This is a genomic window from Mesorhizobium sp. M0816, from assembly GCF_040320005.1.
GTDB lineage: Bacteria > Pseudomonadota > Alphaproteobacteria > Rhizobiales > Rhizobiaceae > Mesorhizobium.
Genome location: NZ_JAMYOT010000050.1, coordinates 1 through 26,777, shown reverse-complemented (window position 1 = coordinate 26,777; position 26,777 = coordinate 1). Strand labels below are relative to the sequence as shown.

The following is a 26,777-nucleotide window of genomic DNA, read 5'->3' as shown; positions in this document are numbered from 1 at the left end:
GCGCTGGTTTTGACCGGATGGTCGCCGAGGTCTGCCTTGGCAAGGTGGGGGCGGTAGCGGCACGCGAGGTATCGCGTTTTGCCCGCAACAGCCGCGATTGGCAGCAGCTCATCGAGATGTGCCGCGTCGTTGATACCGTTCTGATCGACCAAGAAGCGGTCTACGCACCACGCCAGGGCAATGAGCGGCTGCTCTTGGGTTTGAAGGGCAGCCTCAACGAGTATGAGCTCGATCTCTTACGTCAGCGTTCCCTTTCCGCCCGCTACGAGAAGGCACGCCGCGGAGAGCTTGTCGTCACGGTCCCGGTCGGCTTTTTGAAGGTCGGTGACAGGATCGAGAAAGATCCCGACCGGCGCATCCAGGACGCCATTGCGTTGGTCTTCAACAAAGTCGCCGAACTTGGCAGTGCACGGCAGGCGCTCCTATGGTTCCTCGAACACGGGTTGGATTTGCCGGTCAGGCGCGCGGACGGTGATGTCATCTGGCGCAGACCCAACTATGCAACCATACACCGGATGATTGCGAACCCGATCTACGGCGGCGCTTATGCTTATGGTAAGAGTCGCTCCGTACCGGGATACGGTGGCCGATCTGGAATTCGCCGCAAGGCGCGTGATGAATGGTTGGCGCTGATCCCGGATGCACACGAAGGTTACGTCAGTTGGGAACGGGCGGAGGAGATCCGCAAGATGGTCAGCGACAATGTACCGGCCAGTCGCCATCATGGAGCGCCGAAGCATGGCGACGCTCTGCTTGCCGGCCTTTTCCGCTGCAAAAGGTGCGACCGGAAGCTGACGGTTCGTTACACAGGAGCCAACCATAACATCCCGCGCTATTCCTGTTGGCGAGGGTTGCTCGACAACGGCGAACCACGTTGCATCGCCTTCGGCGGTCTGCGGGTCGATGATGCGATCGAGGAGGCGCTGCTCGGGGTGGTCGAACCAGGAGCCATTGCCACCGCCATCGAGGCGGAACGCCGTATGGCCAACCAACGCGACCAGGTTCAGGATGCCCTGCTGCGCGACCTCGAGGCAGCGCGCTATGCCGCCGACCGGGCATTCCGGCAATACGACGCGGCTGATCTGGAGAACAGGCTGGTGACGTCGCAGCTCGAAGCACGCTGGAACAAGGCGCTCGCTCGCGCCGGCGAGATCGAAGCCAAGATTGCCAAACATCGGACGGTTGCGCCGCAGCCGATCCCCATGTCCGCATCCCAGGTAGCCGCACTTGCGGGAAACCTCCGCGCCGTCTGGACGGCGCCGACAACCGATGCAAGGCTGAAGAAGCGCATCGTGCGAACGCTCATCAATGAAGTGGTTGCCGATCTCGATGATGGAACCTCCGAGATCGTCCTCGCCATCCATTGGATTGGTGGTGTCCACACCGAGCTGCGCCTGCCGAAGCGGCGCCGCGGGCAAAGAAACGCGACGCCTGACGATATTGTCGACGCCGTACGACAGCTCGTCCTTATCCCCAATGACGATGTGATTGCCTGTGTCCTCAATCGCAACGGACTGACGACCGGCAATGGCAATCGGTGGACACGGGAGCGGGTCACCGCACTGAGGTCATATCGCAAGATTCCGGTCTTCCGTCCCCAGGTCGACGGGGTCGAGCCGTGGCTTAATCTGGGCGGTGCGGCGAAGTTGCTCGGGATAACGCCAAAAACGCTGCGTCTGGCGGCCGAGGCCGGCCAGATCGAGGGGGCTCATTCGCTACCCGACGGCCCATGGATCTTCAGCCGTTCAAAACTCGCCACCCCACAAGCACATCAGATCCTCGATCGCGCCCGGCAGAACCCTCGACACCCCACAGGATCGCATCGAGATCAGGAAAACTTATTCCCTTCAACAACATAGAAAGATGGGCGTTATGAAACAGGATTGTAGTGATCTTGTCAGCGTGTACGTGGGGATCCTCACCGAGCGTGCCCTCCGCCGGGAGACGCAAGCGCTCGCCGCCCGCGCGCAGGCCATAAACTCGCACGCGAATGCGTTTATCGCGCGGCTCATGCTGGGGATCGAGAAGCTGAAGCGCGATAGCCAGCTTCTCGAACAGTTGCTCGAGGAGTTGAAAGCCGACGACGGCGAAGACGTGTTGGAGGCGGAACGGGCGTCGTCGGTCAGATCCTTCGAGCACAGACGCCCCTCTCTAAAGCCGTTTTTCAGCGATGTGCCGGGCGAGCCTGTCGTCGTTCTCAGGGGGCATTTTTTGAAGAGGATACAATATGACCAAGATGGTTAGAAGCCCTGCCTTCTGGCGTTCCTTTCCGATCTTTCGAGACTTCGACGATACAACGATCGCCGCGCTTGCAGGTATCTCAAGCTACCGCAGATGGCTCCCAGACACAGTAATATTCCAGCGAGGTGACGACGGAAATTACATGGCTGGCGTGATCTTTGGACGCATCAAGCTATCTCTGATCACTCCGCAGGGGCGTGAGTTAGTGCTACAACAAATCGAAGCCGGAGAACTGTTTGGCGAGATGGCCCTGCTAGACGATCGGCCTCGATCAGCCGATGCCACGGCGCAGGTAGCTACCGAGGGTTTCGTGATTGCTAAGCAGCCTTTTATAGATCTTGTCACACTTACGCCAGGAGCGGCCTCAGCGATCATCCGTTACCTATGCTCACGATTGCGGGGCACGACCGAACAGCTGGAAACAATTGCCCTTTACGGTTTGAACTCCCGGGTCGCCCGTTTTTTCCTCGGGATCCTGAGGCAGATCCACGGCAATCAGTTGCCGGTAAGCGCCAATCTCAGATTATCGCTCACCCAATCGGACCTGGCTGAGATTCTGGGAGCAAGCAGGCCAAAAATCAATCGGGCTGTACTCGCGATAGAGGGGGTCGGCGCCATCAGGCGTATCAACGGGATAATCGAATGCAACACAGAACGCTTACAGCGGATTGCTGAGCCAAGTGAGCTTTAGGAGCTGTGCATGAGGCTGCTACAAGTCAAGCCCATCTTGGCAGGTGTTGCCTCAAGCGCTCTGTCGGCTCTTAGCCTGTTGTCGCCGCTAACTTCATACCTCGATGTCCAGCGTGAGCAGTTTTTTGATACGCTAACTCAATGGATTCCCCCGCCACGCGCAACAGAGATCTCGGTTGTCGATTTCGATCTAAAGTTATTTCGGGAAGATGCGAATAGTGTGTGGGACCGCTCAGACGTGGCAAGCGTTGTAGCCAAGATCTCAGAAGGTGGCGCGAGGGCAATCGCTATTGACATCGTTTTCGGCGGAACTTGCGACCCGGACCTAGAAAGAAATAATGCACTGGCGCAAGCCATCGCGTCAGCGCCGGTTACGCTTGGATTTCTGATTGGAGACAACACAGAGAGGAGGCCCAAGGCGGCACCACCGGTTGGTGTTCTCCGCCCTGTCACGATTCCGCCGCTCTGGTTCATTGATGGGGCGGAGACTTCCTGCTCTGCCTTTCAAATGCGTGCCCGCTCAGTCGCGGCAGCATTTCTCATTGGCGACAAGGATGCTCATGTTCGGCGGGCCCAGGCCTTTGTCGTCCTAAGCAACGAAGTCTATCCGGCACTCGGGATAGAGGCAGCACGGGTAGCTTTCGGCAAACGGCCACCCATTATAGGAGGTGACCCAGTGTGGGTCAGGCTCGCAAAGCGTCGGGTCGAACTCGATGCTGATGGTAGTTTTCGCTTCGCCTCCAGCTCAGCTACGGCTATTGCGGCGCGCACGGTTTCGGCGGCTGATGTCCTGAATAAGAGAATCGTTGGCAAACCGTTTGCCGACAAAATTGTATTTATCGGCAGTAGTCTTCCTCAACTCGGTGGCTTACGGCCGACCGCGTCCATGCCATTGGAGCCTTCCGTTCAAATCCATGCCGATATAGCCAACGCCGTGATAACCGGTTTCATCCCACATCGCAACAGTACAACGCCGATAATCGAAGCCTTCTTGACGTTCTTGGGCGGCTGCCTCATGGCGCTGATTGGGACTCGTACACGGCCGATCATATCGACGGTGCTTGGCCTTCTGCTTATTGCCGGAATTTTTGGGGCTGCGGTCGTGACCTACGCCAAATGGGCGCTTCTATTTGACGCGATCGGGCTTAGCCTGTCCCTTATCGCTGCTCTTGCTTGCAGCAGCACCTCCCAATTTGCGTCGACCTGCAAGGCGGAGGCGAGGGCGCGCTACAAACTCTCCCAGTATCTTCCGGGGTCCGTGGTAGAACGTTACATTAATAGCCCGAAAGGTGACTGTATAGCTTGCGAGGAGCGGCAGGTAACGGCGCTTTTTACGGACATAGAAGGCTTTTGCCTGCTTTATCAGGACTTAGGTCCTTGCGATATCGTTGGGCTTCTCAACATTTACTATGCAGAGGTCAACGAATTAATTGCTTCGCACGGCGGAATGGTGGATAAGGTCGTAGGCGATGCAGTACATGCATTTTTCAACGCTCCTGAAGACCTGCCCAATCATGTGAACAAGGCTTTGGACTGTGCTGAGGCCATCCAGGCGCTGACCGATGAGATGCGCAAACGACCCAACTTCGCTAAACATGAGTTCGGGCGCACCCGCATAGGTATCGAAACGGGAACTGCGGTGCTAGGCGAAGTCGGCAGGGGTGCCAAGCTCGATTACACGGCGCACGGCAGTGTGGTCAATCTTGCCGCTCGGCTTCAGGAAGCCAACAAGACGCTCGGTACGGCAATCTGCATCGGCCCAAATGCGGCCGCCCAAAGCAGGCGGACGCTCCAATCCCTCGACGTGCACCAGATACCGGGATTTGGGAAGCTGGAGCTGTTCACCACACTGCTCGAAGCTGAACCACCAGTCAGCTAGCCAAGGTGATGCTCGTATAAGCCTCAGCTATGCGCTTCTCATCCCACATTGAAAAGTTGCTGGGGGGTGCGCCCGGCCGTGTGATTTCCAGACCCTCACCAGACGCAACAGGTTGCAACATACCGCCAGCTTCAACTGTTACCAGGCCGTGCTCAACAATGATTGCAAGAACCCCGCGGTTTGGACCACAGAAGAACTTTGTCCCGCGCACCCCCAGCATCCCAAAAACAGTTCGTACCGAGACATCAATCTTAGGCATTTTTTCGGGACGGTCGAAGACCATCTTTCCCGTGACTAGTTCCAGGGTGCCGCCCTGAAGGGCAGCGAAGCGATCGATGACAAACTCGGTTTCGCTACCGAGTAAGATGCGAGTGCCATCTGTGAGTTTTAATTCAGCGTAGCTGTTGCGACTAGTCGCCACAATATCCCCGTCATTGATATCGCTGCCAACAATCAATGGCTGTAGTTTGGCCTGACGCTTACGATTGACCGCTCCGCGAACGGTAACGACGATGCCGATTAAGTTTTCAGCCCAACTCGGCATGGTCACCGAATTTGCAAGGGCGATCGCGCAACCCAATGTGAAGGCCCGTCGACTAAGGGGACTCTGCCGGGGGGATTCGTTTGTGGTCGTCATCGGGTCTCCATCTTGAAAAGAGAGCTGGTTTGCGCCTGCTCTTGTCTTGAGCCCCGCCCGAATGCCGGACCTACACAACACCACTGAATGCGATGCATAATCTGATCCCGCGCAGTCGGGGGAAACTTAGCTCCGCACACTAATGATTCGCGCCAGCAGATCGCGTTGCGAGATCGGTCATACGCTTCTGCGAGACACTGAAGTGTTCGCACGAGAGGGCATTGGCGGAAGATGAATCACATCTGTATGCGCCCGAACCGGCGGCGAGACCGAAGAACCGTCGGAGCAAACCGAAGCGCGGCGGCGGGCAAATGGATTACTTGCGCGAACAAGGACCACAGGAAGAGTCCGAGCCGACGTTGGTGAGGGCGTGGAAGGTTGAGAGTGTGTATACGGCAAGGAGAACATCATCCTGATTGAATCTTCGCGGTGTGGAAGCTCGGTGTTGTTTGCAAAGCTTTTGCACAGCCTCGAGTGGGCCAGCAGCGATGAACGGTGGGTAGCAGGGGAGTGGCGCCTAGACGGGTCAGCTCATATCGTTTTACTCGGCCAGGGGGACGGATTGGCGCAAATGGTCAGTGTCGGTTTCATCTTCGCTGCCTCCAGAATTCGCGCGAGTCCGAATTTTTTTCGCGTTCTCCTGAGTCAGGCTTGGCATCTGTGGTTTCAATATTGCTCATGGTGGTACTCAGCGAGAACCGCCTGGTCATGGCGCTATCGTTCGACCACGCGGCCGCTGCGAAGGCGCCGAGGTTGATTAGGATCGAGGTCTTGCGGATCGGGCTCACGGCGGTGATGCCGCCTTGCGCGTTCATCGGCTTCGCGCTGTTCACGGGCCGCCTGTTGAGCCCGGGTTTCAATGATGCCGGGGGCGTACCGACGGCGCTTACGTTGCTCCGGCCGCTCCGGATCGAGCTCTTCAGGCCTTTGGACGTGCCGCCTTGCGTGTTCATCGGCTTCGCGCTGTTCACGGGCTGCTCGTTGGGCCCGCGCTTCGATGATGCCGGGGCCGTAGCGACGGCGCTTACGTTGCTCCGGCCGCTCCGAATCGAGCTCTTCAGGCCTTTGGACGTGCCGACTTGCGTGTTCATCGGCTTCGCGCTGTTCACGGGCCGCTCGCTGGGCCCGGGTTTCGGTGATGCCGGGGGCGTAGCGGCGGCGCTGCCGTGGGTGCTGGGGTGCATTGGAACCGGCGTCTTCAGTTTCCGTCTCCGGGCGCTGGCGCCGCCGGGCTTGGCGCTGTTGCTCGAAACCGCTCTCATCCTGTGTACCGTGCTCCGCAGCTTGTCCCTGCCCACCGGAGTCGCTTCGCCTTCCCGAGTCAAAATCGTCGCCCATACGAATTTCATCGACCGTATTGTCGCGGGTTGCCGGTCCGGCGTTGCTCCCTGCTTGCCCAGGGGCGTCTCCGTGACTTGGTCCATGTGGACCGCCGCCGAGCCTTGGCCCCCTGTCACCGTCGCCAAGGTTTGGGGGTTCGGGTGATCCTCTGGGAGTGACGGGAACATCGGGTTCTGGGTGCGGGCGAATCGCAATGGTTTCTCCAGCCCTCTGCCTGCGTCGGAACTCCGCATAGGTAATCGGTCGCTCCATGATGCCGCGCTCAGCACGCGAGGTCGCATCCAATTCGATACTGTTGTCATACGCGGCATTAACAAGCGCTGCGCGCATATTGTTGTAATTGTGATGGGGATGGCGGCGTGAGATTTTCAACCAGTGGCCTTCCAGCGCCCTGCGATTGACCACCACATGCAAATGTGGATGTTGCCGGTCGACATGAAAGGCAGTGATGTAGTCGAATGTACCGCCCTGGCCCCCCGAACCGAATATGTTTTCCACCCACGCCCGGCCGGCAGCGTGTGCGTTATTGGTATCGGTGCCTCGCGGAAAGCTGACGATGATGTGCGTGGTCAGGTCCTGATTGCTTTCTGCCTCTGGCTGGCCAGGTTGATAGTTGCCGGTTTGCTCGGCCCAACTGCGTGCCATCTCGTGAAGCCGATCGTATGGCACCGCAACACCCTGATGACGCGAGGATCGCAGGAGGTCAATGGTGCCCTCGCGAGACAGGTAATTCAGCTGATCCCGGATTTGGCGTGCGGTACGAGCGCCGCCTCGAGGCACAATTCTTATGATGGCTTGCGGGGGCATCTTGGCCACCTGACAGCGACGTTCCCAGAAAATCCCCTCACCGTACGCTCTCCTGCAATAATCTTCGGCCGTCTTGCCGCCGTCGGGAAATGTTCAGTATTGTGCGAAGCAGGGCATCGAGGGCGGCGAATTCTTGGCCAAACTGCTGCCTATGGCTCTCGAAGCGTTCGATATCCACCCTACCGTCGCGACTTGCAGTCCGGCTCATGTCGCTGAGCGCATCGGCGATCTGACCAATGCTGCTGGTAATTTCCTGGAGGTTTTGGCGAGTGTCGGCGTCACTTTCCAGGAAGCCTGCTATCCGACGCGCTGCGATGCGGAGGGCCAAATTTCTTGTCAGCCCGAGCGCCCGCACCTGTTCCGAGAAAGACTCAAATTCAGCCGACCGCAACCGCACGCTGACTATCTTATAGCCAAGAGGGTCAACTATCGCAGAGCTTCGTCTTCTACATATGGAAGCATCATCGAATAGGTTAGGAAGGTTCTCCTCTGTCATCCCCAGTCCCCATCCATAGAAAGTAGTATCTTTGCAAAATGGCACGAGAAACTCACATGAGATATCATAGAGGCATCCGTCACAAGTGGTACAAGCAAAAAGGTTACAGTTGTAGTCCACGACAACGAAGTGTTGCATTTTGCTGGCCGGCAGCTACGTTGACACAGGCGCAGTTTTCGGCATAAACGCTGTACTTAATACAGGAATGAATGTAGATTTTGGAAGCATCCCGGCACAGGCAAACTACGACATGAGACTGATTACTTCCTGCTCGTTCAAAGGCGGAGCGGGTAAAACCACGGCCTTAATGGGGCTGTGCTCCTCGCTCGCCTCGAAGAAGAAGAGGGTGGCGTTGTTCGAGGCTGACGAAAACCGCCCCCTTACGAAGTGGAAAGAAAACGCTCTTCGAAACGACGCTTGGGATCATCAATGTGAAGTGTTCCTCGCCGATGAGTTGCCTCTCCTTGAGGACGCATATCAACGGGCTGAGGCTGCTGGATTCCATTACGCGCTGGCCGACACCCATGGCGGTCTGAGTGAACTGAACAATATTATTGTCGCCAGCTCCGACTTTCTGCTGGTGCCAACCATGCTGACACCTCTGGACATCGATGAAGCGCTTGCGACTTATCGCTACATCGTCGAGCTGCTATTGGCGGAGGCACTGCAAACGCGTACCGCCATTCTTCGCCAGCGAGTCCCTATTGGCAGACTGACGGTCTCTCAACAGGCCGCCTACGACATGCTAGAGCTTCTCCCAGTTTTTGACGTGTCCATGTATGAGCGGGATGCCTTCGCGGCCATGAAGGAGCGGGGGATGTTGCACATGACGGTCGCGAATATGTCCCACACTCCCGCATTGCGACTGATGTTGCGCAACAATCAGCACGCATTGGATGAGCTTGCCATGATCGGTGCTTTCGTAGAGAAGGCATTGGAGGGTTGATATGGGTATCCGCAAACCGGCTGTTTCGGTGCTTGCGGGGGGCCAATCGCAGAGGGCTCACCAGGCGAGCCTGCCGGCCTCCTCAAATCCGCCAGCAGCGATCGCATCAAGCGAGCCGACCAGTCGCCAGACGGGCAACAGAACAGTACCGGTCCGGGCTTTGGCCGCGAGAAGGACCGTTCTTTTTTCGAACGAACGCAACGACCCGGATCCGAAGGTGCAGGTGTTTCTGTCAGCTCCGCTTCCCGCCCGCGGCATCTCTGCGACTTTTGACGCATTGAGTGCCCAGTCTCGCCCTTCAAAGGCCCTGCAGATGATATTGCGGCGTGCTTTGGACGACTACGAGTTGATGCTGCCCAACGGTTCGTTCACCGAAATCGCGCCGGCCTACTCGGTTGAGGAGCCCTTAGCCATCGTTGCGACGTCGCGCATGATGCCGCGACGGCTGGTTGATATTGCCCTCGCGCATTTTGATCCGTTGGGTTTCGAAAGTGCTCGGGCCTTCGGCCGTAAACTTGCTAGCTCCGCTCTTTGCACTTTCTTTGACAACGAAAAGAAAGTCACCCGCCGATAGCGCTGATGAGGGCGTTCGTGGCTGGCTCACGCTGTGGGTGCAGTGTGAACTTGCGCAACAAAACAGCCATCACCTATGGCAAAAAGAGCAAAAGAGCGGAGTGGCCGGCCAGGGCGCGCATGACATTGAATGCAGTGCTGGTTGCTCGGGCTTGCCAATCGCCGGCGCGATGGCCGATCGCCACCAGAGCCCCGCCTTTGCTCTCCAGCCTCCCGCCGTTTGGATGAAAGAGGCCGCGTTCAGAACATCTTGACGATATTTATCATGACCGAAAGCGCCTGGATGGATGGCCCGGCAACTGGTGCATCGAACCAGCTTACATGGCCAAACATAGATTGCTAAGCTGCGTTCAGCCCCGCCCTGGCATTTTAACACGTCAGTTGATCTTTCAGATGTAACACAATTGCAGTTGACCATTCAAGATACATGCACAATCTATTGGAAATAGAAGGACGAATAAGTCGAAAAGCGATAAATGTAAGGCTCCACCAATGAACTTAACATCACCAAAGTCAGCTATCAAACGCACCGAAAGCGACGAATGGCCTACAGGTCGGATTAATACAACCATGAATGCGGATGAATACCCGCCGATGGACAATCCGGAGCTGTTCATGGCTGGCCGAGAGCGCCGCCTCAGGGCAATGAAAAGAGCAGTGAAAGCCCGAGACAAAAAAACAAAAAAATAAAGTGACATACGTGTAATAAACTACGGAAGGATCATTTCTGTGGGCGATAATGAAAAAATCGATGCCGCGTCTAGCGCCAAATCAGATGATGTCGAGATGGACGCCGCGCTGGAGGTCTCTACTCGACGAATGACAAATCTTAAGCTCGCGGCCGGGCGGCGAGCAAACGTCGCCCAACTCCCGTCGGACGAAAGTATGTTGATTGGAGTTCGAGACATCAAACTTAAACAGTACGGCATTCCTGTAGTGCCCGTGGATCGGGATGTCGCAGAGGACAATCCAGAGAGAAACGTTTATACGTTCTTCAAGGGAACCGAATTTCAGGCGCTTAAAGGGGTTGGTGGCAAGACGCCCAAAGAGATAGACAAGGAACTTGTGTACATAAGGTATAACGATAACTATTACACTAAGAACGGCCTTTGGCATGCCATAAAGGCACCGGACGGCCAACAGACAACTAAGGACGATAAAGACCACGAATTCAGGAAGATAACGACATCGCTAGGTCTGACCGCAGAGCGCGACAACGAGCTCTACCAAAGCGGCGAAGCGGTTAAGAAAGATCAAAACGGTAAAACTGTATTCAAGGACGGAAAGCCGGAAAAGGTTCCGGTCTATAAACTGCTAGGCGAGAAGCAGATCTATAAAACGCCAGCAGGGGATAGGAGGCGCGACTTTGCCTATAAGAACCCGTACACAAGCGGCGAACAGGCACCAGACATCCTGCATCGAGGGCCGGACGGCAAGATAAAGGGGTTTTCGCGTCTTCCGAACGATGATTATGAGCAGGCTACCCCGTGGGAATTGGAGGCCGAGCTCGGCGGCCAGATTTGGCTGAAGTCGAAACTCCACGGCTACCAAACCATCAACTATATCGAACGTACGCTGGGTGTTAATCACGCAACCTACCGTTTGCGGGACTATGTCGGTGAAGACCGAGGCTGCAACCGGAATACTCATAGTGCCTACGTAAAGATCGACACGATGTACTTTCCGATCAACGATGTTATAAAGGAACTGGAAACAACAGACCCCGCTGTGACGGCCGTTCAAGGAAATCCGTCCATGGATGCGATGGATCACCGGATGATCATAAGAATGCCTGAAGGAAATACATTCGCCCCGCCAGATTTTGTTGCGCGTGGGCATCCGGAATACTTCGACGAGGTGTGCAGCGAGCACGGAATCAATCCGCAGTGGGGCAAATTCATGCCTGTTTGGGGTCAGATGCTCGACAAATACGCCTCACATTCTCGTGTACTTGTGGAGGTGGACGGATCCCTTGTCGAAGGCGAGTCGGTTGACCTTGAAGATGGCGTGTCCATAATGGAGACCTATGCGCCGGACAGGATTTTCTATGCAGACGATGGAAGAACCGAAAGGGGCGGAATATATACGAAACCAACATTTACGTCTCTAGCTCAGACTCTGCAGAGATCTACTCAGCAGAAGAATGAAGGTAAACAGCTGGATGTGCCGACTTGCGTAACTGACAGCCTGCTGTGGCCTCGCGGCTCCGATTTGGGCGAAGTGATAGACATGGCGAGTCCGCAGCCTCCACCTGGCAGCAGGTATGACGCGCGAAACGATAGAATACGCGACGCCGTCAACAGTCTTTGAATCGGGCAATCGTCGTGAGCCGGTTCAGGCGCAGTTGAGAATGAGCCGAGCAAATTTCTCCCTTGCTGTCGCCGGCAATCGACATCTTTTTGCAGGAAGGCACCGTACATGGCTGATATTGGAAAAAAACCAGTTAAATTGCGCAATCCAGGGTATAAGCAGGCACGCTCAGCCAGGCGTGCAGAAGATCAGCGTTCTCGAGCGTTGGAGACGGCCGAACAAGCAAGCAGAATAAAGCGAGAGCTCGAGCGACCAAGCAAGCAAAAGCGATATGCCAAGGAGATGGACATCTTTGACAGTGTCGAGGAGGGCTATCGCGGAGAGGTCGGCTTTAAGCTGATAGGCAACAAGAGGCTGAGAATCCACAAGGATGGCGAGCGCACCCGCAGGAGCGGCATTGTCAACAGGACGACAGAGGTCTTGAAACGCGACCCCGACTCGGGAAATGTTTATATCGGCCGACTTGAGAAGGAGGGATGGCGGAAGAAAAGGAGTTACGAGTTTGACGGCAAGGGTGAACTTCGCTCTCTAAGCCGCGAGCGCAATGACGGGAGCTTCCGCGAACGGTGGGAACGCGATGAAACCGGCAATCTGATCCGCACAAGCTATTTCACGAACCGTTTGCGCGATGGTAGGATTTTCCGCGCCATTTCAGAGGAGATGAGCGCTCCGTACGAAAGTGGTCCCGACAACAAGAAATATCGCATCCTGACCCGCAGGAAAGGCTCCAAAACAGAGGTCTTCGAGCGGGACGAGGATGGTAATCTGGAACTGGTTGGACGCAAAACGCGCGGGTTTCGGAGATGTTCGAGAAAATCGCGAGATGGGCGAACCAAGGAAACGGAGATTAAGAGTCTCTTCGGCAGCAAAACATACCAGTCTCTCCTGGATGTGAATGGCAACGAGGTGGGCAGGAACATTAGATCCCATCGAAGGTTGCTGAATAAAAGATCAGCGACGTTTGATGAGAAGACAAATCAGCGAACCGGAGCCAAGCACACGTTCGGCAAGGTCTACAAAAGCGAGAGCAGGTATTTTTCCAATGGTACGAAGATCGTATCAAAAAAAATTCTTGGAGTGAAGCTTAGTATGGACCTGAAAAGGCTCACCAGAGACGAGCGTAAGGCGCGCGAAATGGGAGCCGAAGAAGCAGCACAGCATAAAGAAGCGTGGAAGAATGTCCTAGTCACGCCAACCGGCATGCGGCGGCCCTCCCAGACAAACCGCACTGCCGAGGCCGCGAAAGAGCTGGAGCAGGCCAGCCTGAAGAACGCGATTGATTCCGACACGGGTCAAGATGATCTCAGTAAACCGCAACCTCCCGGCCGACAAGGTAGATCTGGCGCCGATAAGACGTTCGTGGACAACGACAACAGAAAAAATGCTGAAGACGCAAATGCGTCATCGAAGGAGAGTTCCAACGACAACCTCGCCAGAATTAGGATGGCTGCAGCGAAAGCCCAGGCAGACGGGCGGCCGGGTTTGTCTCCTCCCATTGCGTTGAAACGACTTGGAGCTCAGGCTGATGCCGCGCAGCCCCACAACGGGGCGAACCCTGTTGCCGCGGTTAAGCCGCAGGCCTCGAATAGCCAATCATCTAATGACAGGCGAATGGCTATGATGGAAGCAGCGAAACGCCGCGATGAAGCAGCCAAGAGAGCAGGCCTGGACGCGCGCGCCGTAGCCTGTATCGGACGGGGATGATCGAGCCGTGGACTCGCGCCGGAAGACGGGTACGGTTCTGCTCGGTGGGGCGTTCTCGCTGGTCGCGGGACTGTTCTTGGCGAGCACCTATGCCAACTTCCAACATGGCGTCACGTCCCAAGCTATCCAGGGCTTCGACATCCTTGCTTTCTGGTACGAAACACCCTTCTACGCCGGCGATGTGAGGCCCGTCTTCTATCGTGGGCTAATGGTCACCGGCTTCACCGTCGCTGTCACTTTGTTCATTCTGACTCTCATCGTGTTCAAGCCACAGCACCATGGCACAGCCCGCTGGGCTCGCTTCGGCGAGATGAAAAAGGCCGGTTATATCATGCCCTACCAAAAGATTTCCGGACCGATCTTTGGTAAAACAATAGGTCCGCGATTGCCCGGGCAATATCTGAGTTATGGTGAGCAGCCACATAGCCTGGTGGTGGCGCCGACCCGCGCCGGGAAGGGCGTCGGTGTTGTCATTCCCACACTGCTGACCTTCAACGGCTCGGTGCTGGCGCTCGACGTCAAGGGGGAGTTGTTCGAATTAACCTCGCGTGCGCGAAAAGCCCGTGGCGACCGCATCTTCAAGTTCGCCCCGATGGACCGGGCCGGCCGCACACACAGCTACAATCCAGTTCTCGACATCGTCTCGATCCCGCCGGAGCGGCGATTCAGCGAAGCACGACGTCTTGCTCACAACCTGATTGCGCCCAAGGGCAAGGGGTCGGAAGGCTTTATCGACGGTGCACGCGATCTTTTCGTCGCCGGCATTCTGGCTTGCATCGAGCGCGGAACGCCTTCGATCGGCGCGGTTTATGACCTGTTCACGCTGCCAGGAGAAAAGTACAAGCTTTTCGCTCAACTGGCAGAGGAGTGCCAGAGTCCAGAGGCGCGGCGCATCTTCGACAACATGGCCGGTAACGACACCAAGATCCTTACCTCCTACACTTCTGTGCTGGGCGACGGTGGCCTCAACTTGTGGGCGGACCCGCTGATCAAGGCAGCGACCACGACATCCGACTTCTCTATCTATGATCTGCGCCGCGACCCGACGACAATCTATCTTTGCGTAACCCCGAACGACCTTGAGGTGATCGCGCCGCTAGTTCGCCTTTTCTTCCAACAGGTCGTGTCGGTAATGCAGCGGACCATGCCAACCAAGGATGAGATATTCGAGGTCCTGTTTCTGCTCGACGAGTTTAAGCATCTCGGCAAGCTGGAGGCAGTCGAGACGGCCGTCACCACCATCGCCGGCTACAAGGGCCGGTTCATGTTCATCATCCAGAGCCTGTCGGCCTTGACGAGTGCCTATGAACAGTCGGGCAAGGAAAATTTCCTCAGCAACACCGGCGTGCAGGTCTTCATGGCAACGGCCGACGACGAGACGCCGACCTACATTTCAAAGTCAATCGGCGACTATACCTTCCGGGCCAAGTCGAAGTCCTTCAGCCAGAGCCGTATGTTCGACGCCAACATCCAGCTCTCGGAGCAGGGAGCCAACCTGCTACGACCGGAACAGGTCCGCCTTATCGATGAGAACAGCGAGATCGTTCTCATAAAGGGCCGGCCGCCGCTGCTCCTTCATAAAGTGAAATATTACTCAGACCGCACCCTGAGCCGCATCTTCGAGAGCCAGACCGGCCCTTTGCCGGACCCGGAGCCGATCGGACACTGCGGAACGCCCGCTGAGCCCTCGCCGCTACCCGCGCACGAGCGGGACCAGGCAGGCGACGCTGGCGATGCGGCCGATCATGCCTTCGGAGTCGGCCAAGCGAGCCACTTCGCTACGGATGACGTCGATGTGGGTCAGGACGAGAAATATTACGATGTCGCCGACCACTATTCGGAAGAGCACCGGCTCGAGCACAAGGCAGACGAAGCAACCTTGGATGAGGAGGCCCAACATAGGCTGGTACATGAGGCTATAGACAAACAATGGCTGGAGGAAGATGGCGAAGATCATGGGCTTGAGGGCGCTCAAGCACCTCGGGCCCCGCCTATGCCGGAGCCGGAAGAAGACCACGCCCTGAACCCCCAGCGCGAGCTACTTGATCGGATCATCGCCTTGCAGGAGCGCAACATCGGCCAATAGTTCGTCGGCCGTGAACTATCCGCAAATCATCGATGGTGTTTGCTGAGTGAGGGTAAGCGTCACGAGCACCGCACGGTTGTCCTTGCTTGACAGAGGCAGGATTCAGCTGCGGGCCGCTTTGACTCGTTTGGGCGTGAAGTACGAGCGGGTGGCGACGATCGCCTTTGCAACGGCGGCGACCCCGCCTCGCCGAGACGGGAGTTCACCCCGTTGTGTCCCGGATCGGGGCGATGATGTCGCCGGTTGCGGCATGACCGCGGAGAACGGGGCGCCAGAGCCTTGTGGCATAGCCATCAACCTGGAGAATGCCATCGAATGTTGAAAGCTGTCCCTCGATCTCTCCGGCTCCCCGGCTTTCTGCAAACACATAGCCGACTGCCGGCGGAGCCGGTCCCTGCCATGGACGATCATCGACGGCCTGGGCCCACAACTGGCAGACTTTCGTCCGCTTGCGTCCCGGATCAAGTCGCGGCAGCGGCGTTTCGTCACAAAACAACCGCGGCTGCGAGCGGATGAAGGCAAGCAGGCGATCGTAAAGCGGCCTCAGCCACCAGGCGGCCCGTCCGACCCAGCCGCCGAGCGTGCCACGGTCGAGATGGATGGCGTAACCCGAGAAGATCTGCGACTGACGATAGAGAGGAAGATGCCAGGCGAACTTGGAGACGACCACATGCGCCACCAGCGCCGTCGTTGCCATGCCCCCGTCCATTACTCGCGCTCGCGCCGGCGCCTGGACGACATGGGCCTCGCAGGCCCGGCAGATCCCATGGGGAGTGGATCGTGGCCCGCACTCTGACAGAGTGGGCTATCGCAACTCGCTCTTTGGAGGCCCTTCATGCATCTTTCGACCGCCGATCAATCCGAGCTACAAGCCGCTGTCCGCGTGGATCTTGGCGCAATCTTTTATCCGTTGGTGGTGATCCAGGAGGCGGGGCTGGACGGCTTCTGGATCGACCGGGTGCTGAACCGCGAGGACTGGATCGAAAGTCACATCGTCGATGCGGCATCGATCGCAGTGTCGCGCCGCCACCGTCGCGCCAAGACGGATCGGCTTGATGGCGAGGCGCTGATCCGCGCCCTGCTGGCCGTCAAGCGGGGTGAGCCGCGCGTCTGCTCGATGGTCCGGGTGCCGACGCCCGAGAATGAGGATCGCCGCCGGACCAACCGCGAGCGCAAGGTGCTGGTCGCCGAACGGGTCGAGCACGTCAACCGCATCAAAGGCCTGCTCTTCAGCCAGGGCATCCGCGACTACGAGCCTTTGCGCCGCGACCGGCGCGATCGCCTGGAAGAACTGCGGACCGGCGATGCCCGCGCCCTGCGGCCGTATGAAGGCCCAGATCGGCCGCGAACTTGGACCGTCTCGAATTGCTGCTCGGCCAGATCAAGGCGGTGGAGGCCGAGCGCGACGCGCTGCTGGCCGCGACGGCGGTGGACGCCTCGACGCCGGCGGCGATGTTGCTCAAGCTGAAGGGCATCGGGCCGGAATTCGCGACGATCCTCCACGCCGAAGGGCTGTTCCGGCATTTCAACAACCGCAGGCAGGTGGCCGCCTACGCGGGACTGGCACCTTCCCCATGGAAGAGCGGCACGATCGATCACGAACAGAGGCGTGTCGAAGGCAGGCAATCCGCGGCTGCGAACGACGATGGTCGAGCTTGCCTGGCTGTGGCTGCGCCATCAGCCGGCCTCGGGCCTGGCCCGCTGGTTCAGCGAACGGGTGGCGCGCAACGGCGGCCGCCTCAAGAAGGCGATGATCGTCGCGCTCGCCCGCAAGCTGCTGGTGGCGCTGTGGAAATACGCCACCGCCGGCGTCATCATCGAGGGAGCGCTCATGAAAACCGCATGACCGCTTCCATCATCCTTTTCCTCCATTCCGCAAAGGCCTGATCAGCCTTTCGGATCCAGGTGGGCGAACCGAAAATATGCATGGCCTCAACAGCCGATCGGCAGAATGGTTTCGTCTTCCTGAGCCTGCGCCCGCCGCAAGCGGGATATTGGTGCTGCCGCCAGGAGCGGCGGCCGCATGTGAGGTGGATGAGGCCCGGCGACCGGGCCGCGTCACGTGATCGGGCTCAGACCTTGGACCGTGCGAAGGAGGAAAATCACACTTGACCATGTAATCCCCATGTGAGGCATATTTGGGCCGGATCGTGCGGATCACGCGCAGCAGTGCCGGAACGATATCGAGGGCCTCACTGACATGCTCGCCGATGCGATGGAGGGGAAGTCCGCAACAGGAGCAGACTGTGCTCTCCGGCTCGATCACTTCCTCGCAGCGCGGCAGATGCTTCGGCAGGGCATGCCAAATGATTTTCAAGAGATCACCTCTTTTACCGCGAAAGCAAAAAATATGACCGCTCAGCGGATCCTTCTTCAAGATCTCCTGCACGCGTAGAGCAAGGCTGGGAAAGCCGCAGCGCATGTCGGTGTGACCCGTCGCCAGCCACACTCGCACCCCCGTCGGAATTGGGATCATCGCAGCGTTTCCAGGCCGCGCATGATCCGAAGCAGCGCTTCCACGTCACGTCGGGCTCGACGATGACCCTGCGGCCAGCCCGTCAGCCGGTTCTGGACCTTTCTCTGGCTGCTCCGGTACGATCATCGCTGGCACGAAACCGCAGACGCCATCTTCGCCAAGCCGACCCTCGCGATGCGCCTTGCGCCAGGCAAACAGCAGTGGGGTGGAAATCCCGTGACGCCGCGCTGTCGCGGATGCTTGCCGCGGAGCCGAATAGCTCTCCTCGACGATCCGCAGCTTCTCCCCCTCCGACCAGCGGCGCCGGCGGCCAGTGTCAACAATCTCGAGACGAGTGACTTGGCGACAGTCAGTAGCGATATCCATACCGACAGTCAGCTACACCCTCCGTTCGCCCGCAAAGCGGCCCTCCTCGGACGCGTACTTTGTTTCCCGCCGTGGACCGTTGCAGCGGCGTGGCCTAGCCGTGCCGCGAAGTCGCGCCCTCTCTTGAAGGTCTGGGCTGCCAGCGGCGGCGGCAGGATATATTTCGATGTAAACGTCGCCTCGGCTTTGGACACGCGAACCCGGGAGTGGCGGGCCCCAGGGGCACCTAGCTCGAGGCCCGCCTGCGGCGGGCCCGAGCTAGGCGGGGCCCGCCACTCCCGGGTTCGCGTGTCCAAAGCCGAGGCGACGTTTACATCAGGGATGTCATTTTCTGTCGTTTTCCAATGCCAACCCCTGTCACTTTCGTCAGTGTTCGAGGAGCGGCACTGACCTGGCTCCTCCAGAATTCGTATCGGCAACTTGCTCTTGGAAAGATGTGACGTGTTGTTGAATTAGCAATCCGGGTAGCCCTGTTCAGAACGTGAAAAGCTGGGCCCCTTGAACTATAGCGAGCGCGAATGGCTGCACAGAATATGTTACTATTTCTGTCGTAGTCCGCCGCTAGAACAGTATTTGTCCATTCCCTTATACGAGGATCGTTGTGTGTCACCCTCGCCCAAGAAGCACGTAACCTCTTGCAAGGGCAAAAGGTTACGAAGCATCCCATACGTGTATTTATACCCCAACCGTTACTCTTGCTATCACCACAATCCTTCTTTCTTCGTCAATCAAGAGCAAAACTAAACGGCTGTCCCCTTTTCTTCCTCGCGATGCCTTGGGAGGTTGGCGACCCAATCATCGATGATACACCTGACGTGCTGAAGAGCCTGATCGTGGCCAGCCTGAATATATACAATATTCAGCACGCTGCTGGTCCCATAACGTACCACTATATGACTGAGCAGGATGCCCGCACTGCTGTTGCTAATAAGAGCTTTGAAGGGCTCACCAGGCTGGTATCGCCCCAATCTCCGGCCCAACCTCCGGCTGCTTGCGCTAGTTTGGGGCGCGACTGGTTCGTGGCTGCCGTTGGCGGCGTGCAGCCGAACATGGTGGCATGGGGGAAGGCGATACTGCAGTGATCAAAGCTGCCACAGATCGGCCTGGCGCGTATTTGTGATGTTGTGCGTTTTGTGTTTCTGCATTATGGTTTGCTCTATGAGCTCTTAATGTTGTATTATAACCGTCATATGCGACGGGTATGTGATGTGTTTTAGAAATAAAGCTGGGACCTTTTAATAAATGTGTCGTTTATTTCAGTGGTGAGCGCGCTGCTTATTTGCCCCCAATTAAGGTCATTTGAGATGGCGCCTCTTATAAACAATCAAGTTTAGGACGAGTGATCGCTCGGTAGCCGAGCCGCTTGAACCGTGTGCCGCTGCGGCGGCATATTTCGATGTAAACTTCGCCTCGGTTTTTGGTCGCGGCACTTCCGCGCAAAAGAGAACGGAGGCCGTACGGCCTCCGTTTTAATTTCGCTCAGCGCGGGAGTTGCCGCGTCCAAAAACCGAGGCGAAGTTTACATCACTTAGTGAGTTATTTAGTGCCGGAGGTCGGATGCTATATTCATGCTAATAGATTATTAAAGTACAAGCAGACAATAATATTGGCTTAGATCATCAGATCTCATTGTCATGCAGTCCGTTATGTTGGGTGGCATTACGAAGCACGATTTGCGTTTGCACCTATTCATCGCGTATAACAGTGTATCCATTAACCCATAAAAATGGCTCAATGCAAATGAGAAGAAAACGGAGAGGAAGATAGACGTACAAAATTTCCTGACTTTTATTTTGAGCACAGTGAACGACACAAAACACAACGCCCGGAGCAAAAAAGACATAAACCAACGAAACTGGAAACAAAAATAATATGACCAACAAACTCGACAGACGGAAATGGAGATTAAATAACCGAATGTATTTCAACGCGGAGCCAGGACCAACATTCGCGTATTAGCGGCGGCGACCCTAATCATCCCAACCAGACGCACTTGGCCAGTCGGTGGAGGGCATAGGGAGGGCCAACTCATCTGTCCATGGGCCACGATGTCGCAATTCCCATTCATCGTATCGCGGACCCATACACCTTCCTCTTGGCAACTGAAGCGGTCCGTCCGAACGATCGCGAGGAAATGCTGCATGTCTTCGCGTTCGACGTTAGTGCACCATCGCCGATGGTACTTACTCGATACAGATGTAGCAGAGATGACGCCATCGTATGGCCGCAAGTCCATCGCAATCACCACTTCGGGACAATAGTTAGTTGGTTAGTTGGGACTCCCTCGAAACTCCTGTTCGAAACACAGGAGTTTGCAAGGTTGGTAGGCAAAAAAACATACACGAGGCGGGTCTGAAGCATCAACCGAGAGGTCGTCAGGGCGCTTGGCTTGGCTTGGCTTGGCTTGGCTTGGCAGGATATATGGCTTTGTAGTCTTTCTTTGTTTGTGTATTTGCGCATTTGTGTACTCGTGCGTAAGCAGCGGCGAAGCTGATATGACCGTGCCCCAAGTCTTCTCCGGTCGTCCTGAGTTCGCCCCGACCGTTGGATTTGCCCGGTTGCCCGGTTGGCCAGGCCGCTGACCCGAGGACCCAGATTCCCCCAGACGGGTTGCTGCTACCCTTTCGCCCGAAGCGGGCACGGCCTTATCTCTATTCAAAGGAAGACATTCAGCGCCTCCTATCCGCAGCGCTTGAGATGCCGTGCCGATATACTCGCTGCAAGCTCAGGCCATAGACATACTATTGCCTGTTCGGATGTGAGCGCGACGAGCAGCCCACGGCTTTAGTCTGTTGAGACGAGGAGCCGTCCGTTGTTTCAGGACTTCTGCTTTGCGCGCGTTGGCATGAAGTAGCTTCGGATGTTGACGAGGGCTTCGCCGACCGCAGCAGCATCCTCGTGAGTGGCGGGCCGTTTCGTCTCGCTGAGTTTGCGGATTGGCGCGATGATATCGCCGGTGACGGCATGGCCGCGAATGACGGGCCGCCACAGCTTGGGGGCGAACCCGGTTCCTATCAGGAAGCAGACGTCCCAGTCCATGGCATCGAAGTTAGATCATCGATCTTGGTGAACCTGGGCCGGTGGTCTTTCGGCGTTTCGCCGAGGCTCGCCGATATCCGGTTGTATTCCGCACCGATGGTCTGCACGGCCCGATGCTCGGTTGTTTCTACTGGCGGGTTCAGGGCTTCCGGGCCGTCACTGACGTGGGTCGATAAACCTCGGGCCGATGATGAGAGCCGTGAGATAGTCGTCGAGGCCGCTCATCGACCAGATCGGTGACACTGGACGACGTGGCCTGATGAAGGCTTCGAACGCCTCGTCATCGAGCTTCGGTCGTGCCGCCGTCCCCTGGCTGCTCTCTGTCATGCCGCCCGTCGCTCCTGATCTGCAATGTCCTCGCGTTCCGCCTTCCAAGCCCACGGCAAGAGGCTTTCCATCCGGTTGGCTTTCACTTTGCCGGAGATGATGCGTTCCAGCACATCGGCAAGCCAGATTTCAGGATCCACGCCGTTAAGTTTTGCTGTGTTGACGACCGATGCCAGGACCGCGAAGGACTTGCCACCGCGTTCGTTGCCCACGAAAAACGAATTCTTCCTCGTCAGAGCCACCGATTTCATTGAGCGCTCGACCACATTGGAGTCCACTTCGATCCGGCCATCCTCCAGGAAGGCTGCCAGTCCGCTCCAATGATTGAGCGCGTAGAAGACGGCCTTCCCAAGCGCCGATTTTGACGACACCTCTTCGCTCAGTTCGCTGAGCTGGACCTTCAGTTCTCTCATGATGCTGTCTCGCGACGCCGTACCGTGAGCCGGGTATCGGCACTTTCGCCGCGCAGTTTCGCCTCGATGCGATAGACCTCGGCGATCCTGGCCAGGATCGACAGCGCCTCCGAAGAGCCGGTCAGCTTGACGACATCGACGAACTTGCGTCGTGCGTGAGCAAGGCAGAACGCCAGCCGCATGGGGGCGACATTGCTCTTCCCCCTGCGCTTGGCCAAAGTTTTATAGGCTTGATAGCCATCAACCTGAAGCACGCCGGCAAACAACGACAGTTGCCCCTCGACCTCGCGAGCGCTGCGGCTTTCGGCAAAAGTATAGGCCACCGCCGGCGGCGCCGGACCATGCGCCCCGGATCGAACCGCGGAAGCGGCGTCTCGTCACAGAACACTCTAGGCTGGGAGCGGATGAAGGCGGTAAGCGCATCGTAGAGAAGCTCGAGCCACCAGGCGACCCGCGTCACCCAGGCGCCGAGCGTGCCGCGATCGATGATCACGCCGCAGGAGGCAAGCATCTGCGCCTGGCGATGCAGCGGCAAATGCCAAGCAAACTTCGAAACGGCGACATGCGCGGCAAACGCCGTGGTCACCATGCCCCCGTCCATCACCCGTGCCGGCGCGGGCGCTTGCACAACAACGCTTTCGCAGGCCCGGCATGCATAACGCGGCCGGATCGTCCGCTTTACCCGGACAACCGCCAGCACGATGTCGAGCGCCTCACTCACGTCCGTGCCGACGCAATGCAGTTCGAACGAGCAGCACGGGCAAATCTTGCTCTCCGGCTCGATGAGCTCTTCATACCGCGGGAGGTGCTTGGTAAACGGCCGTTGTTGCGTGACGGCAATCGTCGCTGCTGCTTTGACCCTTCAGCCACGGGTGCAACATCGTCATTGGCCGCCTCGGGAATGTCGCTGAGATCGCCCAGATCGCGCGTCACCTGCGTCGGGTCGATCGTCGTCATCTTCTCCGATTTTGGCCCAAAGAGCTGGCCCTCGAGGAAGGCAACGCGCGCTTTGAGATCGGCGTTCTCTTCGCCGAGCGAGAGAATGATCCGGATCAATTGCGCAGCATCCTGGGGCAAGGGATCGGGTCGAAGCGGCATGGCAGACCCTACCATATGAGCCTGAATCCTCAAGCAAAACCAATAGGATCAGCCTACTTTTGAGGCCTCTTCACCGCGTTTTGTTTGACGCGCGTCCAGTCAATACCGGTCAGCAAAAGCGAGAACTCCTGGGCACTCATCTGCATTGAGCCCTCGCGGATCGGCGGCCAAACGAACTTGCCCGCCTCAAGCCACTTCGTCACCAGGATCGTGCCTGATCCGTCCCAGTAAATGCAGCGAAGTCGATCGAGACGCTTGGCGCGGAACACGAACACGTCGCCACAGAAGGGTTATGGATTTGGGCTTGACGTCTTCCGGAATCGCCAAGGCATGAGTTCCTCGATGTGGCTCTGCGGATGGCCGATGATGATGGCGTCGAGGGTTTCGGCAAGGTAGGCGACGGGGCTGACGTCGTTGAGCTTGCAAGTCGCCACAACGGATGAGAGCAGCGCCCAATTTTCGGCCCCGACTTCGTGACCTGCAAACAGGGCATTTTTTCTGGTCAAGCATAGTGGTCGGATGGCGTTTTCGACTGGGTTGGTGTCGAGCTCAAGCCGGCCGTCGCCGAGGAAGCGAGTTAGCCCTTCCCAATGGGCAAGACCATAGCGGATGTCTTCGGCCAGCTTTGAGCCCGAGGAGATCATCGACAATTGCTTTTCAAACCACGGCTTCAAGGCGGCGATGATCGTGGTGGAGTACTGCTGTCGGGCGGCGAGCCGAGCTTGTGGCGTCATGCCGCGCACCGTCGCCTCGAGCGTAGCGATCTGGCGCACGGCGGCTTCGGCGATCGGGGACTTGGTGTTGCGCGCCAGCTTCACAAAACGTCGGCGCAGGTGGCTCCAGCAATGGACGAGCATCCATGGTCCTCGTGGCCGCTCCAGGCGTGTCAGCCGGTCATAGCCCTCATAGGCGTCAACCTGCAGGAATTGTCCGCCGAAGCCTTGAAGGAAGCGCTCGGCATGCTCGCCGCCGCGTCCCGGCGCATAGTGGAACTGCACGATGGGCGGGCCTTGGCCACCATGGCCGCGCTCATCGGAAGCGATTGCCGAGAAGAAGCCCTTCTTGACCTTGCCGCGTCCGGGATCGAGCACCGGTGCCGGGTCTCATCCATGAACAGGTGCGCGGCCGCAGCCAGATGCCCGCGCATGTGGTCGGCTATGGGCTTGAGATGGAAGCAGGCCCGGCCTGCCCAGTTGCCCAATGTCGCCCGATCCAGCTGGATGCCCTGGCGGGCGTAGATCTCGGCCTGCCGGTAGAATGGCAAATGATCACCGAACTTGGCGACGATGACTTGGGCGATCAGCGCCTCGGTCGGCAGGCCGGGCACGATATGCTCGGGCGCATGCGCCTGCACGACGGCGCCCGAGCAGCGCCGGCAAGCGTATTTCGGGCGCCGCGTGACCAGCACGCGCAGTTGCGCCGGGATTGCGTCGAGCCGCTCGCTGACATCCTCGCCGATCCTGGCCATCTCGCCGCAGCCGCACGGACACAGCGTGCTCCTGGGCTCGATGATCCGCTCCACCCGCGGCAGATGGGCAGGCAAGTGGCCACGATTGCGCTGGGGCGAACCGGACGAGCCGTCCGAACGCCCCCGGATGACCCGCTGCGCCTTTTCCTGCGCGGCATCGAGCACGCCCTGCGCGATCTCCACGTCTTCGAGTGGCAGGTGGTATTGATCGGGATGCAGCTTCTCGGACTTGGCGCCGAACTTCTCGTGATTGAGCTGGCTGACGACGCTCTCCAGCCGGCGGCGCGCCTCCTCGGATGCAGCTAAGGCAGCCTGGTGCTCGGCCAGGGTCGCTTGCGTCTGGGCCAAGAGCGCCTTCAAACGCTCGTTCTCTTCCTGGAGAACCGTCAGATTCATGCACTAAGTCAACCACCTGATCTCCGAGAACGCCATCGGAGACAACGCAGCTGAGTCACTGTGCCACACTCATCCGGCCAACTGCGGACGCCGTGCCCGCTCGGGGCGAACCAGTCTCCAGTCCAGCCCTTCGAACAAGGCCGCGAACATCGCCGGCGACATGCGCATCACCCCGTCGCGAACCTGCGGCCAGACGAATTTCGAGCCCTCGAGCCGCTTGTGAATGAGCACAAGGCCGGTGCGATCCCAGACCAAAATCTTGATCCTGTCAGCCCTTTTGGCCCGGAAGACGAAGGCTGCCCCACAGTATGGGTCGAGGCCTAGCATCTCCTGCACAGCCAATGCCAATCCGTCCATGCCGCGCCGGAAGTCAACCGGCCGGGTCGCCACGTAGATCTTGAGATCGGCGCCCGGTGCAATCATCGCGAGGCCCGAACCGCTCGGATCACCTGCGACAGCTGCTCGAGGTCAACCGCCGTTCGGATCACCATGTCGTCGATCACGATTTCCACCTTCGCCGGTGTCGATTTCGATGGCCTCATCCTCCGCTGAGGCGCCGATGGTTTCGTCCACCATCAGCTGCGCGAACATCGGCGCCATGCTTCCGGCAGTGCCAGTTGTCCCTGACGAAGGCGACGCCGCCAATCATAGACCTGCCAGCGGGTCGCGCCATGCTTGCGTGCGACCGCCGCCACCTACACCCCCGGCATCAGGCTCTCGGCCGAAATCCGGGCTCTATCGGCCTCCGAGCGAACCCGCCGTCCCGTTGGACCGTCCAGAACCTCGAGCCGGCCTGCGTAGCCAGCTGTTGGGACGTCCAAATGGACGTCCATTTTGCCGTCTGCTCCCACGTAGGCCCTCCGTCTCTCGCGATCGGGGGGATTCTTCGCACATTCACCTCATGCCCCGCACGAGGGGAGCGCCGTGGCCCTTACAAACAATCTCACCACTGACAAGACTGAGACCAAGGTGCAGTTTGCGCCATCTTTTGCGTTTGGCCTTGGTTTGTGCTTGTTTTCCAGCCACTCGCCCTCGCCGAAGACCTTCAAGCCGGTGCTGTCGACAACCAGATCGACCGGACCTGATGTTGTGGCTCGGGACTTTGTCGACGGCAACGCCAGCTCTTTGCTCCGGCGAGACAGGGTGGAGAAGTCAGGCACGGCAATATCGAACCCCATCAGCGCCGCGACACTGCGCATCAAGCCTTGGGTCTGGCGCAACGCCAGCCCGTAGACGACGCGCAGGGTCAAGCACAACGTAATCGCCAGATCCGAGTATTTCGGCTGACCACCCCGCGATGTCCGCCTCCGCGCCGTCCATAAAGACAGGGCCTCATCCTTCACCCAGATGGTCAAATCACCACTTTGACGCAGGCTTTCATGGCGGATTCAACCGGTCGTCGCAACACCCTCATACCAGGAGGTGTTTATGGCTACAGGAAGACGGAAATCGGAACGCTCTACGCGGCATAAATTGTCCTCGCC

At 58.0% G+C, this 26,777-nt stretch carries 19 protein-coding genes and 8 pseudogenes; 12 read left to right on the top strand and 15 right to left on the bottom strand.

Annotation, left to right across the window (positions count from 1 at the left end; translation table 11 throughout):
• The 4 genes from NKI17_RS34565 to NKI17_RS34550 all read left to right on the top strand — a co-directional run.
• Window positions 1-1,859 (top strand): recombinase family protein (locus tag NKI17_RS34565; RefSeq protein WP_352907629.1); only part of this gene is annotated, 1,859 nt, incomplete at its 5' end.
• Between the two features lie 13 nt (window positions 1,860-1,872).
• The gene (locus NKI17_RS34560) at window positions 1,873-2,244 is read left to right on the top strand and encodes a hypothetical protein (protein WP_352873417.1); all 372 of its coding nucleotides are present in this window, start codon (window positions 1,873-1,875) and stop codon (window positions 2,242-2,244) included.
• The gene (locus NKI17_RS34555) at window positions 2,228-2,932 is read left to right on the top strand and encodes a Crp/Fnr family transcriptional regulator (protein WP_352873419.1); all 705 of its coding nucleotides are present in this window, start codon (window positions 2,228-2,230) and stop codon (window positions 2,930-2,932) included. The genes NKI17_RS34560 and NKI17_RS34555 overlap by 17 nt, the downstream gene beginning before the upstream one ends.
• A 9-nt stretch (window positions 2,933-2,941) precedes the next feature.
• A complete protein-coding gene (locus tag NKI17_RS34550) occupies window positions 2,942-4,810 on the top strand; it encodes a CHASE2 domain-containing protein (protein ID WP_352907627.1) in 1,869 nt (622 codons plus the stop codon).
• Here the strand turns inward: NKI17_RS34550 and NKI17_RS34545 are convergent.
• From NKI17_RS34545 to virD1, 3 genes are all read right to left on the bottom strand, one after another.
• Window positions 4,803-5,447, bottom strand: coding sequence for a FecR family protein (locus NKI17_RS34545; RefSeq protein ID WP_352907626.1), 645 nt, complete (start codon window positions 5,445-5,447; stop codon window positions 4,803-4,805). The two genes, NKI17_RS34550 and NKI17_RS34545, sit on opposite strands and share 8 nt — an antisense overlap.
• Before the next feature lie 714 nt (window positions 5,448-6,161).
• Complete coding sequence (locus NKI17_RS34540) at window positions 6,162-7,457, bottom strand: relaxase/mobilization nuclease domain-containing protein (protein ID WP_502894706.1); 1,296 nt, start codon at window positions 7,455-7,457, stop codon at window positions 6,162-6,164.
• A 175-nt stretch (window positions 7,458-7,632) separates the two neighbouring features.
• Window positions 7,633-8,091 (bottom strand): T-DNA border endonuclease subunit VirD1, encoded by a 459-nt coding sequence (gene virD1 / locus NKI17_RS34535; protein ID WP_352873423.1) that lies wholly within the window; start codon window positions 8,089-8,091, stop codon window positions 7,633-7,635.
• A gap of 250 nt (window positions 8,092-8,341) precedes the next feature.
• Between virD1 and NKI17_RS34530 the strand changes: the two genes are divergently transcribed.
• The 6 genes from NKI17_RS34530 to virD4 all read left to right on the top strand — a co-directional run bounded on the left by NKI17_RS34530 (window position 8,342) and on the right by virD4 (window position 15,710).
• Entirely contained in the window at window positions 8,342-9,037 is a 696-nt protein-coding gene (locus NKI17_RS34530) for a conjugal transfer ATPase VirC1 (RefSeq protein ID WP_352907633.1), read from the top strand.
• Between the two features lies 1 nt (window position 9,038).
• Entirely contained in the window at window positions 9,039-9,611 is a 573-nt protein-coding gene (locus NKI17_RS34525; RefSeq protein WP_352907625.1) for a VirC2 family conjugal transfer protein, read from the top strand.
• Window positions 9,612-10,102: 491 nt separating this feature from the next.
• Complete coding sequence (locus tag NKI17_RS34520) at window positions 10,103-10,300, top strand: hypothetical protein (protein ID WP_352907624.1); 198 nt, start codon at window positions 10,103-10,105, stop codon at window positions 10,298-10,300.
• Between the two features lie 39 nt (window positions 10,301-10,339).
• The gene (locus NKI17_RS34515; protein ID WP_352907623.1) at window positions 10,340-11,920 is read left to right on the top strand and encodes a VirE2 family protein; all 1,581 of its coding nucleotides are present in this window, start codon (window positions 10,340-10,342) and stop codon (window positions 11,918-11,920) included.
• Between the two features lie 108 nt (window positions 11,921-12,028).
• Window positions 12,029-13,624: an effector protein gene (locus tag NKI17_RS34510; protein ID WP_352873427.1), complete on the top strand. Its 1,596-nt coding sequence runs from the start codon at window positions 12,029-12,031 to the stop codon at window positions 13,622-13,624.
• 7 nt (window positions 13,625-13,631) lie between these two features.
• A complete protein-coding gene (virD4, locus tag NKI17_RS34505) occupies window positions 13,632-15,710 on the top strand; it encodes a type IV secretion system ATPase VirD4 (protein WP_502894705.1) in 2,079 nt (692 codons plus the stop codon).
• Window positions 15,711-15,927: 217 nt separating this feature from the next.
• Here the strand turns inward: virD4 and NKI17_RS34500 are convergent.
• Window positions 15,928-16,482: pseudogene (locus tag NKI17_RS34500) on the bottom strand (IS66 family transposase); the annotation flags it as partial.
• A 135-nt stretch (window positions 16,483-16,617) separates the two neighbouring features.
• On the opposite strand from NKI17_RS34500, the pseudogene NKI17_RS34495 reads away from it, so the two are divergent.
• Window positions 16,618-17,556: pseudogene (locus tag NKI17_RS34495) on the top strand (IS110 family RNA-guided transposase); the annotation flags it as partial.
• 285 nt (window positions 17,557-17,841) lie between these two features.
• On the opposite strand, the pseudogene NKI17_RS37235 reads toward NKI17_RS34495, so the two are convergent.
• The 3 genes and pseudogenes from NKI17_RS37235 to NKI17_RS34485 all read right to left on the bottom strand — a co-directional run.
• A pseudogene (locus NKI17_RS37235) lies at window positions 17,842-18,009 on the bottom strand (IS66 family transposase zinc-finger binding domain-containing protein); the annotation flags it as partial.
• A gap of 12 nt (window positions 18,010-18,021) precedes the next feature.
• Window positions 18,022-18,186, bottom strand: a pseudogene (gene tnpB / locus NKI17_RS37230) (IS66 family insertion sequence element accessory protein TnpB); the annotation flags it as partial.
• 45 nt (window positions 18,187-18,231) lie between these two features.
• Window positions 18,232-18,552, bottom strand: coding sequence for a transposase (locus NKI17_RS34485; protein WP_352874172.1), 321 nt, complete (start codon window positions 18,550-18,552; stop codon window positions 18,232-18,234).
• A 599-nt stretch (window positions 18,553-19,151) separates the two neighbouring features.
• Here NKI17_RS34485 and NKI17_RS34480 point away from each other — a divergent pair.
• Window positions 19,152-19,634, top strand: a complete 483-nt coding sequence (locus NKI17_RS34480) for a hypothetical protein (protein WP_352907622.1) — start codon at window positions 19,152-19,154, stop codon at window positions 19,632-19,634.
• A gap of 842 nt (window positions 19,635-20,476) precedes the next feature.
• Here NKI17_RS34480 and NKI17_RS37225 read toward each other — a convergent pair.
• From NKI17_RS37225 to NKI17_RS34445, 8 genes and pseudogenes are all read right to left on the bottom strand, one after another.
• Window positions 20,477-20,788, bottom strand: coding sequence for a RolB family protein (locus NKI17_RS37225; protein ID WP_502894704.1), 312 nt, complete (start codon window positions 20,786-20,788; stop codon window positions 20,477-20,479).
• Window positions 20,789-21,369: 581 nt separating this feature from the next.
• A pseudogene (locus tag NKI17_RS34475) lies at window positions 21,370-21,918 on the bottom strand (UPF0149 family protein).
• A pseudogene (gene tnpC, locus NKI17_RS34470) lies at window positions 21,915-23,429 on the bottom strand (IS66 family transposase). The pseudogenes NKI17_RS34475 and tnpC (NKI17_RS34470) overlap by 4 nt, the downstream one beginning before the upstream one ends.
• Before the next feature lie 53 nt (window positions 23,430-23,482).
• A pseudogene (gene tnpB / locus NKI17_RS34465) lies at window positions 23,483-23,719 on the bottom strand (IS66 family insertion sequence element accessory protein TnpB); the annotation flags it as partial.
• Window positions 23,720-25,293, bottom strand: a pseudogene (tnpC, locus tag NKI17_RS34460) (IS66 family transposase).
• A gap of 69 nt (window positions 25,294-25,362) precedes the next feature.
• Window positions 25,363-25,716 (bottom strand): IS66 family insertion sequence element accessory protein TnpB, encoded by a 354-nt coding sequence (gene tnpB, locus NKI17_RS34455; protein WP_352907621.1) that lies wholly within the window; start codon window positions 25,714-25,716, stop codon window positions 25,363-25,365.
• Window positions 25,717-25,761: 45 nt separating this feature from the next.
• Window positions 25,762-25,884 (bottom strand): hypothetical protein, encoded by a 123-nt coding sequence (locus NKI17_RS34450; protein ID WP_352873786.1) that lies wholly within the window; start codon window positions 25,882-25,884, stop codon window positions 25,762-25,764.
• Between the two features lie 308 nt (window positions 25,885-26,192).
• Window positions 26,193-26,648, bottom strand: a complete 456-nt coding sequence (locus tag NKI17_RS34445) for a transposase (RefSeq protein WP_352907620.1) — start codon at window positions 26,646-26,648, stop codon at window positions 26,193-26,195.
• Between the last annotated feature and the right edge of the window lie 129 nt (window positions 26,649-26,777).

Coding starts and splice junctions, on each gene's coding strand:
- NKI17_RS34560 (WP_352873417.1), top strand. CDS start 1,873: ATGAAACAGGATTGTAGTGATCTTGTCAGCGTGTACGTGGGGATCCTC.
- NKI17_RS34555 (WP_352873419.1), top strand. CDS start 2,228: ATGACCAAGATGGTTAGAAGCCCTGCCTTCTGGCGTTCCTTTCCGATC.
- NKI17_RS34550 (WP_352907627.1), top strand. CDS start 2,942: ATGAGGCTGCTACAAGTCAAGCCCATCTTGGCAGGTGTTGCCTCAAGC.
- NKI17_RS34545 (WP_352907626.1), bottom strand. CDS start 5,447: ATGACGACCACAAACGAATCCCCCCGGCAGAGTCCCCTTAGTCGACGG.
- virD1 (WP_352873423.1), bottom strand. CDS start 8,091: ATGACAGAGGAGAACCTTCCTAACCTATTCGATGATGCTTCCATATGT.
- NKI17_RS34530 (WP_352907633.1), top strand. CDS start 8,342: ATGAGACTGATTACTTCCTGCTCGTTCAAAGGCGGAGCGGGTAAAACC.
- NKI17_RS34525 (WP_352907625.1), top strand. CDS start 9,039: ATGGGTATCCGCAAACCGGCTGTTTCGGTGCTTGCGGGGGGCCAATCG.
- NKI17_RS34520 (WP_352907624.1), top strand. CDS start 10,103: ATGAACTTAACATCACCAAAGTCAGCTATCAAACGCACCGAAAGCGAC.
- NKI17_RS34510 (WP_352873427.1), top strand. CDS start 12,029: ATGGCTGATATTGGAAAAAAACCAGTTAAATTGCGCAATCCAGGGTAT.
- NKI17_RS34485 (WP_352874172.1), bottom strand. CDS start 18,552: ATGGATATCGCTACTGACTGTCGCCAAGTCACTCGTCTCGAGATTGTT.
- NKI17_RS37225 (WP_502894704.1), bottom strand. CDS start 20,788: ATGGACTTGCGGCCATACGATGGCGTCATCTCTGCTACATCTGTATCG.
- tnpB (WP_352907621.1), bottom strand. CDS start 25,716: ATGATTGCACCGGGCGCCGATCTCAAGATCTACGTGGCGACCCGGCCG.
- NKI17_RS34450 (WP_352873786.1), bottom strand. CDS start 25,884: ATGTTCGCGCAGCTGATGGTGGACGAAACCATCGGCGCCTCAGCGGAG.